The sequence below is a fragment of the Kitasatospora sp. NPDC059803 genome (genome assembly GCF_042732255.1).
Classification (GTDB): Bacteria; Actinomycetota; Actinomycetes; order Streptomycetales; family Streptomycetaceae; genus Kitasatospora.
This window is the reverse complement of the sequence record NZ_JBHWIJ010000001.1, coordinates 46,394-54,588: the sequence shown is the minus strand read 5'-3', so window position 1 is coordinate 54,588 and position 8,195 is coordinate 46,394. Positions and strand designations below refer to the sequence as shown.

Genomic DNA, 8,195 nt, shown 5'->3' with positions numbered 1-8,195 from the left:
GGTCCCTGCTGCCGCGCGCCGCCGCCTGGGGCTGCGGGCCGCCTCGCGCAGGCCCGGCGGCCCGCCCGTGTGTTCCGGCCATTTCCGGGCGTAGGCGCCCGTACCGGCCGCCCCGGTGGGCAGGATGGCCGACGGCCCGCGCCACTGCCCGGCCGGGCACCGCAGACCGATCGGAAGGCAGGGACCAGCCATGCCCACGAGCGCACGGCGATGCACCGTGGCGGCGACCGTCTGCGCCGCACTCATCGGCGCAGTCGGCCTCCTCGCACCATCCGCCCAGGCCCAGGCCCCGACCTCCGTACCGGCACCGGCGACCGTGTCGTCGACGGCGGACCGGCCCCGGGACGCCACCACGCCCCCGGGCACCGAGGGGCAGTCCACCACGGTCACCCGTCCCGACGGCACCCAGGCGCGGTTCGCGGTCTTCTCGACCGCCGACGGCACCGGCGGGACCATCTGGTACCAGACGCAGTCGTCCTCCGGCGGCCCGTTCGGAGCCTGGAGCCAGGTCAACGGCATGAGCCTCAGCTACCGGAACCAGGTGCTCACCGCCGCCGCGGACGCCGACGGCGCCCTGGAGGTGTTCACCATCGGGTACCAGTCGTCGGTCCTGGTACGGATGCACCAGGCGGGCCCGGACCGGCCGTGGTCGGCGCCCGAGCCCTTCGGCCCCGCCGGGGGGCTGGTGCCGAGGTTCTTCGGGGTGCCGGTGGCCTTCCAGCGGGCGGACGGCGCGCTGGCCTTCTTCGAGGTCTACCAGGGCTCGGCCAGCCCGCAGTTGTACGTCAACGAGCAGAGCACCCCCGGCGTCTGGGGCTCCTGGACCAACCTGGGCACCGGTCTGCTGTCGGAGGCGGTGGCCACCCCCTCCTCCGTCACCGAGGCGGCCGACGGGAGGATGACGGTGCTCGCGCACATGTGGAACGGCCCCTCGTTGTCCGCCGAGATCTCCGAGCAGGCCCCGGGCGGCGCCTGGGGCCCCTGGCGCGACTGCCGCAACGGCGGCTGCACCACCGGCTGACCGCCGGCGGCCACGCCCGGAAGCTCCACGTGGCGGCCGGGAGGCCGAGCACACCGCCCCCCACCGGGATGCCCGGCGGCCTCGACCACCCCCGGGCCCGAGCCGCCCGAGGCGCTGGCGCAGACTGGGAGACGAACACCCGACCGACCGACCGGAGGACGACACCCATGGCCGACCGGCCCCTGACGCTGATGGCAGTCCACGCCCACCCCGACGACGAGGCCACCTCGACCGGCGGCGTCCTCGCCCGCTACGCCGCCGAGGGCATCCGCACCGTCCTCGTCACCTGTACCGACGGCGCCTGCGGCGACGGCCCCGGCGGCGCCAAGCCGGGCGAGGAGGGCCACGACCCCGCCGCCATCGCCGAACTGCGCCGCCAGGAACTCGAAGCCAGCTGCCGGATCCTCGGGATCGACCACCTCGAACTGCTCGGCTACGGCGACTCCGGGATGATGGGCTGGCCCGCCAACGACGCTCCTGGATCGTTCTGGAGCACCCCCGTCGCCGACGGCGCCGCCCGGCTCGCCGACCTGATGCTCCGCTACCGGCCCGACGTCGTCGTGACCTACGACGAGAACGGCTTCTACGGCCACCCCGACCACATCCAGGCCAACCGCATCACCATGGCCGCCCTCACCCAGGCCGCCCTGACGCCCAAGGTGTACTGGACGACGGCGCCGCACTCGATGATGCAGCGCTTCGGCGAGCTCATGCGCGAGTTCGGCACCGACGGGGGCGACGGCGCTGACAGGGCTGACGGGGACAACCCGGAGCCCACCGGGGAGGCCGTGGAGCTGCCCCCGATCGGGCTGCCCGACGAGGAGATCACCACCTGGGTGGACGCCACCGCCTTCGGCGGGCAGAAGTACGACGCGCTGCTCGCGCACGCCAGCCAGGGCGAGAACATCTTCTTCCTGAAGATGGGCCGGGAGCGGTTCACCGAACTGATGGGCGTGGAGACGTTCGTCCGGGTCCTCGACACCACCGGCGCGGCGCTGCCAGAGAAGGACCTGTTCACCGGCCTGCGCTGAGCCGCAGAGCAGGCCCGGGGCCTCGGACTAAACGATGCAGGCCACGCCCGGAAGGGCGTGGCCTGCATCGCTCCCGCTTGGGGGCAGTTGGCGAGGAGTGAGCCTCGGGGCCGACGGCCGCTTCCGTCGACGGCGCTCAAGGGTCGGACGCCATGGGTCCGGACCCGACACGGCCCCTGATCGACAAAGATGAGCGCATGGACAGCGAACCTCTACAGATCCCGCTCGATCAGCTCCGACGCGCCTTCGAGCTGGCACTGCACCACATCGAAGCCTCAGCCGGCAGCACAGTGGCCGTCGAACCTGACTACTTCTGGTCCGTCCCCGGCGACGAACTCTACGACGTCCCCAACGAACCGAGGACGATCACCATCGGGCAGCTCTCCGAGTCCTGGCAACACCTTGAGCACCTACTCGCCGACCCGGACCGGATCGTGGGCTACCACCTGGTCTGGCTCGCCGACGTCCTCCGCGCGATCGGACAGGACCACGTCGGATAGCCATCGCCCCAGCCAGCGAGGCGGTGCCGGCGCCGGCACCGTGATCTCTGAAGGTTGTCGAAGTCGATGGCGCCGAGCATCAGCGGGCTGTAGTAGGCCAGACATGGCGTGTCCGCCCCTGCGGGGCTGTACTCGGTGAGGATGCCGATCAGCCGGGGTGTCCCTGCCACGCCCAGGAACACCGGGGTACTGCGCCGCCCATCCCCACTCCCCCAGAGTTAGGAATCACGCCGGGCGGTCCACGAGCATCCGATTCGTCGGCCCCGGCCTCAGCGAAGCCGACGAAAGGCACGACATGACCACCAGCGCTCCCGGCGGCACACTCACCCTGGCCCCCGACCTCGCCCTCAGCCGGATGGGCTACGGCGCCATGCAGTTGGCCGGCCCAGGCGTCTTCGGTCCCCCCAAGGACCGCAGCCAGGCCCTGGCGGTCCTGCGCGAAGCCGTCGAGCTGGGCATCACCCACATCGACACCAGCGACTACTACGGGCCGTTCGTCGTCAACGAACTCATCAAGGAAGCCCTGCACCCCTACCCGGCCGGACTGCACATCGTCACCAAGGTCGGTGCCCGCCGCAACGAGACCGGCGACTGGATCCCCTCGCAGGAACCCGCAGATCTCAAGGCCCAGGTCCACGACAACCTCCGGCACCTCGGCCTGGAGGCCCTGGACGTCGTCAACCTGCGCCTGGACTCGGTGGAAAACATCTCCGATGCGCCCATCGCCGAGCAGTTCGGCGCCTTGGCCGACCTGCGCCGTCAGGGGCTGATCCGCCACCTGGGCATCAGCGGCGTCTCCGACGCCCAGCTCACCGAGGCGCAGGCCATCGCCCCGGTCGTCACCGTCCAGAACCTCTACAACCTGGCCAACCGGCAGGACGACTCACTCGTGGACCGCTGCGCGGACCAGAACATCGCCTTCGCCTCGTTCTTCCCCCTGGGCGGCTTCAGCCCGTTCCAGTCCCAGGTGCTCAACGATGTCGCCGCCCGTCTCGACGCCTCCCCGCAACAGGTCGCACTGGCCTGGCTGTTGCAGCGCTCGACCACCACCGTCCTGATCCCCGGCACCTCCTCCATCGCCCACCTGCGCGAGAACACCGCCGCGGCCGACCTCGTCCTGCCCGCCGACGCCGTCGCCGAACTCGACACCATCGGCTCCGCGAGATCGCGGTAGTCCTCAACGCGGCTGGCAGCGCTGCCACTTCGACTTCGCCGACGCCACGCCGATCATCGGGGACCACGGCCGTCGAGCCCATGGGCGGTGGTGCGAACGCCGCGGATCCCGCGTCCTGCGGCGGTTCCCGCACAGCCCGCCGGGATCCGGGTTCCGCCGCGGTTGCGCCCGTACGGGTGGCCTTCAGCGCTTCCGGCTCCCCTCCGTTCGCATACGGCACTAGGTTGCTGGGCGACCCGCTGGCCCGCTTCCCGGAGGACACTGATGGCCATCCCCGCTCTGGACCACTCGACGACCCGTTATTCCCTCCCCCACGCCTACTGGATGGCGCAGGCCGCCGGACTGGCCGTGCTGGACCGGGTCGGCATCGAGAACAAGGCCCACGCCTGGGGCTTCGACGAGGTGCGGCACTTCGAGTCGACGCACCAGATGCCGTTCCCGATCGAGGACACCCAGGCCTACACCATGGCCAGCGACCGCATGATCGTCACCGGCTTCCGGGGCACCGAGGTCCTGAAGATCTACGACTGGCTCACCGACGTCAGCACCCCGCCCGTTCCCGGACCGGCGAACAAGGGCTTCGTCCACTACGGCTTCCACCAGGCCCTGCGGTCCGTCTACCCCGAGATCCGCGACACCATCCGGGGACTGCGCACCAACGGGCAGAGCGTCTGGTTCACCGGCCACAGCCTCGGCGGCGCCCTCGCCATGCTGGCCGGCGCCTGCTGGTACTTCGAGGAGCCTCGCCAACTCCCCGACGGCGTCTACACCTTCGGCCAGCCCCGCACCTGTGAACGCCTTCTCGCCGCCGCCCACAACACGGCTTTCAGGGACCGCTGCTACCGCTTCGTCAACAACAACGACATCGTCCCCCAGCTCCCGCCCGAGCCGGCCTTCACCCACGTCAACGCACTCCGCTACTTCGACGCCGACGGAGAGCTCCACGAGGCCATGCCGCTCATCGCCGGGCTGAAGGACCGGGCGAAGGGCTACCGCCAGGACATGTTCGCCCCCGAGACCGACGGCATCAAGGACCACCACCTGCGCAACTACCTCGCCGCGTTCGAGAAGAACCTCGCCACAGCCGCCTGATCGCAGGACACCCGGGGCCGACCCCACAGGGCCGGGCCCGACCCGACGTCCGCTCCACAGCCCAACGGGAGGCTGCGGCGGACGGCGAGGAGTCCGGGCTTCGTGGGCGAAACGGCCGTGACCGGCACGGGGACTGCACGGTGTCCTGCTTCGCCCGGAGCCGGGTTGATGTCTCGTTGGGCCGACCACCTCGCCGCCCATCAGTACGGCTCAGTACGGCGACGCGTCAGTGCCGCCTGGCTCTGCCCTTCTCCGAAGCCGCCGTCGGCCGGGCATCGAACGTACAATCGCCGGACGAGTAAGTGCGGGAGGGCGCAGTGGGACACTTCGAGGGCTTCGACGTCACCGGGTTCTGGGACGACTCGGCCTACGCGCTGGAGCAGTACGTGGAGGAGGCCCCACCCTCGCCGCAGCTGATCGCGTCGTTGGAGGAGGAGCTCAGCGGATACCGTCTGCCCGACTCCTACATCGCGCTGATGACCGCGCACAACGGCGGCACCCCGGCCCGGACCTGCTTCCCCATGCCCGAGGCGACGTCCTGGGCCGACGACTACATCGAGATCACCGGAATCCGGGGTGTCGGGCGGACTCGTCCGCAGTCGCTCGGCGGCGAGTTCGGCAGCCGGTTCTGGATCGACAGGTGGGAGTACCCCGACATCGGTGTCTACTTCGCCGCCATGCCCTCGGGCGGCCACGACATGCTCGCCCTCGACTACCGCGCGTGCGGCAGGCACGGCGAGCCGACCGTGGTGCACGTCAGCCAGGAGGCCGACTTCGCGATCACCTTGGTCGCGGAGAACTTCGAGGCGTTCGTCACGGGCCTGGTCGACGAGTCCGTCTACGACACCTCGGAGCAGGACCGGCTCGCCGACCTGGCCGCGGTGCGCGACGGCAGCTTCTCCCCCGTCCTGCTGCGCGCCTTCCGCGAGGTCGCGGACGTTCTGCCCGACGCGGACCGGCGAATGCGGGCGCTCGCCGAGGCCCTCGTGCACGACAAGGGGTTCTTCGCCCTGCACGCCGACGCGCGCTCCACGCTCATGTACGACTACCTGTTCTGGCTGTTCAGCAGCTTCAACCGGGTCGACTCCTTCGAGCGGTACCTCAGGACGCCTGCGCAGGACGAGCCTTCCTACGCGCTGCCGGACTACGAGCTCATGATCGCCTTCGGCCTCGAGTCCGAGCAGTACGGCTTCCGCACCGGCGGATACGCCCCCGGCTTCCTCGAAGACTGGTGGAACTCCCGTATCACTTCCGGTCAGATCGTCGAGACTGCCGACGGCTACCGGTTGACCGACGCCGCCGTCACCACGCTGCTCGACGGACTCGCCACCGTAGCCGGGCAGGACGGGTAGCCGTATCCGCCGGGCTGCTTGATGCCCGACACGCCGGCGGCACCGTTTCCTCCGCCCCGGAAAGGGACCACGCCATGACTGCCCCGCACGCCTTCCCCCTGCAACCCACCCCGATCCATGTGCCCGACGAGGTCCTCGACGATCTGCGCACCCGTCTCGCACTGACTCGTCCGCCGCTGGACGAGGGGAACGAGGACTGGTCCTACGGCGTCCCGGACAGCTACCTCCGTGAACTGGTCGCCTACTGGCGGGACGGGTACGACTGGCGCAAGGCCGAGGCCGCCATCAACGCCCACGAGCACTACCAGGTGAGCGTCGGCGGCGTCCCGGTGCACTTCCTGCGCAAGCCCGGCCGCGGCCCCCGCCCGATCCCGTTGATCCTCACCCACGGCTGGCCGTGAACGTTCTGGCACTGGTCGAAGGTGATCGACCCGCTCGCCGACCCGGCCGCACCTTCCACGACCGCAGGCCCTGAACAGCCCTACGGGCCCGCCCGGCGACGGGCCGGGCGGGCGTTGCCCCGCGCGGGGCGTGCGCGGGGGCGACGGCGGGATCAGACGGTGGGATCAGGGGTGCTGGAAGGCGACCTCCGGGTCGGCCGGTGACGGGCCGTCGAGCAGCGGCTGCGGGATGCCGCGCAGGTGCAGGTCGAAGAAGGCCCCGACGTAGGCGCGGGTGATCTCCTCCGCCCGCTGTGCCGGGATCGGCACGGCGGGGTCGGTCACGCCCAGCTGTGCGGCGAGGACGGGCAGGTCGGTGAAGCTGGAGTGGTCGGAGCCGGCGATGGTCAGCCACCGCTTCCAGCCGTCCAGGCGCGCCCAGTCGCGGTCCCAGCTGGTGTCCGCGCCGCCCGGGCTGTGGTTGGCCAGGGTGCCGAACATGAGGAAGGGGCGGCCCTGGAGGCCGGTGGCGGGGACCGGCGCGAAGAAGGTGCCGTCCATGTTCACCCCGGCTCGCACCCGGTCGTCACCGGCCATGGTCGCGGCGGCGGCGTCACCGCCGATGGAGTGCCCGGCCATGCCGATCCGCTGCGGGTCGATCATGCCGGCGTACCGCCACGGCGAATGACGATCCGTCAATTGATCGACGACGAAGGAGAGATCCTTGGCCCGGCTCCGGGCTATCGCCTCCAGACCGTCGAGGGTGGGGGTCTGGTCGCAGACGGCGCAGGTGCGGGTCCGCCCGTCGGGGAAGGTCACACCGGTGGACTCGTAGGTGTGGTCGACCAGCGCGACGACGTACCCGCGGCTGGCCAGGTCCTCGGCGAGGCCCGTGAGGGTGGCACGCGGCAGCCCGAGGCCGGGCGAGAGCACCACCAGGGGGAACCTGCCGCGCTCCGGCCGGGCGTCGGCGTGCGCGTAGGTGCGGGTGCCGCCGAGTGCCTCGGCCGGGACGGCGCCGCCCGGAGCCGTCTGCTGCAGCAGCAGCCGGGCCTCCTCGGTGGTCATGTAGGGGGCCGGGCCGCCGGTCCCGGGCCGGGCCGGGTAGTACGTCGACACCATCAGTTCCCGGGCACCCGCGGCCGGCACCCAGGGATCCCGGCGGTGCTGGTCGACGAGGTGCAGGGTGCTGCGTCCGATCGTGTGCGGACCCGTCGGGCGGGGCAGCTCCAGCTGGACGCCGGAGCTGTCCGAGGCTGCGGAGGGGGCCGCGGAGGGAGCTGTGGCGGAGGGCCCGGGCGCGGCGAACGCCGTACCCGCTCCGATGATCGGCAGTGGCAGGACGAGCGTGAGCACGGCGGCCAGGGCAGCACGACGGATTCTGGTCATGCCGGCGACGCTAGTTCGCGGGCGCAGTAGTTGACATCCCCTCAGGGGAGGACGGGGAAGGGGACAAGGCATCCCAGCGGAGGAGGACCGGGCATCCCAGCGGATGAGGGCGGACGGGCCGGCGCAACAGGCGGGCTGGCACAACAGGCCGGACGGGCCGCGGCGGGGGGGGGGGGGCGCCCCCCCCCCGCCCCCCCCCCCCCCCCCCCCCCCCCCCCGCCCCCCGCGCCCCCCCCCCCCCCCCCCGCCCCCCGCG

The 8,195-nt window shown here is 71.7% G+C and carries 7 protein-coding genes and 1 pseudogene; 7 read left to right on the top strand and 1 reads right to left on the bottom strand.

Going from position 1 to position 8,195, the window contains the following annotated elements; translation table 11 throughout:
* The first annotated feature begins 190 nt into the window (after positions 1 to 190).
* The 7 genes and pseudogenes from ACFV6I_RS00265 to ACFV6I_RS00235 form a co-directional block, all read left to right on the top strand.
* Positions 191 to 1,021, top strand: a complete 831-nt coding sequence (locus ACFV6I_RS00265) for a hypothetical protein (RefSeq protein WP_380423081.1) — start codon at positions 191 to 193, stop codon at positions 1,019 to 1,021.
* A gap of 167 nt (positions 1,022 to 1,188) precedes the next feature.
* A complete protein-coding gene (locus tag ACFV6I_RS00260; RefSeq protein ID WP_380423080.1) occupies positions 1,189 to 2,052 on the top strand; it encodes a PIG-L family deacetylase in 864 nt (287 codons plus the stop codon).
* Between the two features lie 197 nt (positions 2,053 to 2,249).
* A complete protein-coding gene (locus tag ACFV6I_RS00255) occupies positions 2,250 to 2,552 on the top strand; it encodes a hypothetical protein (protein WP_380423079.1) in 303 nt (100 codons plus the stop codon).
* Between the two features lie 295 nt (positions 2,553 to 2,847).
* Positions 2,848 to 3,726, top strand: coding sequence for an oxidoreductase (locus ACFV6I_RS00250; RefSeq protein ID WP_380423078.1), 879 nt, complete (start codon positions 2,848 to 2,850; stop codon positions 3,724 to 3,726).
* 264 nt (positions 3,727 to 3,990) lie between these two features.
* The gene (locus tag ACFV6I_RS00245; RefSeq protein ID WP_063352084.1) at positions 3,991 to 4,818 is read left to right on the top strand and encodes a lipase family protein; all 828 of its coding nucleotides are present in this window, start codon (positions 3,991 to 3,993) and stop codon (positions 4,816 to 4,818) included.
* A gap of 317 nt (positions 4,819 to 5,135) precedes the next feature.
* Positions 5,136 to 6,170, top strand: coding sequence for an SMI1/KNR4 family protein (locus ACFV6I_RS00240; protein ID WP_380423077.1), 1,035 nt, complete (start codon positions 5,136 to 5,138; stop codon positions 6,168 to 6,170).
* Between the two features lie 74 nt (positions 6,171 to 6,244).
* Positions 6,245 to 6,568, top strand: a pseudogene (locus ACFV6I_RS00235) (epoxide hydrolase N-terminal domain-containing protein); the annotation flags it as partial.
* 168 nt (positions 6,569 to 6,736) lie between these two features.
* On the opposite strand, the gene ACFV6I_RS00230 reads toward ACFV6I_RS00235, so the two are convergent.
* Positions 6,737 to 7,939: an alpha/beta hydrolase family protein gene (locus ACFV6I_RS00230; RefSeq protein WP_380423076.1), complete on the bottom strand. Its 1,203-nt coding sequence runs from the start codon at positions 7,937 to 7,939 to the stop codon at positions 6,737 to 6,739.
* Positions 7,940 to 8,195 lie beyond the last annotated feature (256 nt).

Bases quoted from the DNA above. Each gene is read 5' to 3' on its own strand.
- ACFV6I_RS00260 (WP_380423080.1), top strand. From the start codon at position 1,189: ATGGCCGACCGGCCCCTGACGCTGATGGCAGTCCACGCCCACCCCGAC.
- ACFV6I_RS00250 (WP_380423078.1), top strand. From the start codon at position 2,848: ATGACCACCAGCGCTCCCGGCGGCACACTCACCCTGGCCCCCGACCTC.
- ACFV6I_RS00245 (WP_063352084.1), top strand. From the start codon at position 3,991: ATGGCCATCCCCGCTCTGGACCACTCGACGACCCGTTATTCCCTCCCC.
- ACFV6I_RS00265 (WP_380423081.1), top strand. From the start codon at position 191: ATGCCCACGAGCGCACGGCGATGCACCGTGGCGGCGACCGTCTGCGCC.
- ACFV6I_RS00255 (WP_380423079.1), top strand. From the start codon at position 2,250: ATGGACAGCGAACCTCTACAGATCCCGCTCGATCAGCTCCGACGCGCC.
- ACFV6I_RS00230 (WP_380423076.1), bottom strand. From the start codon at position 7,939: ATGACCAGAATCCGTCGTGCTGCCCTGGCCGCCGTGCTCACGCTCGTC.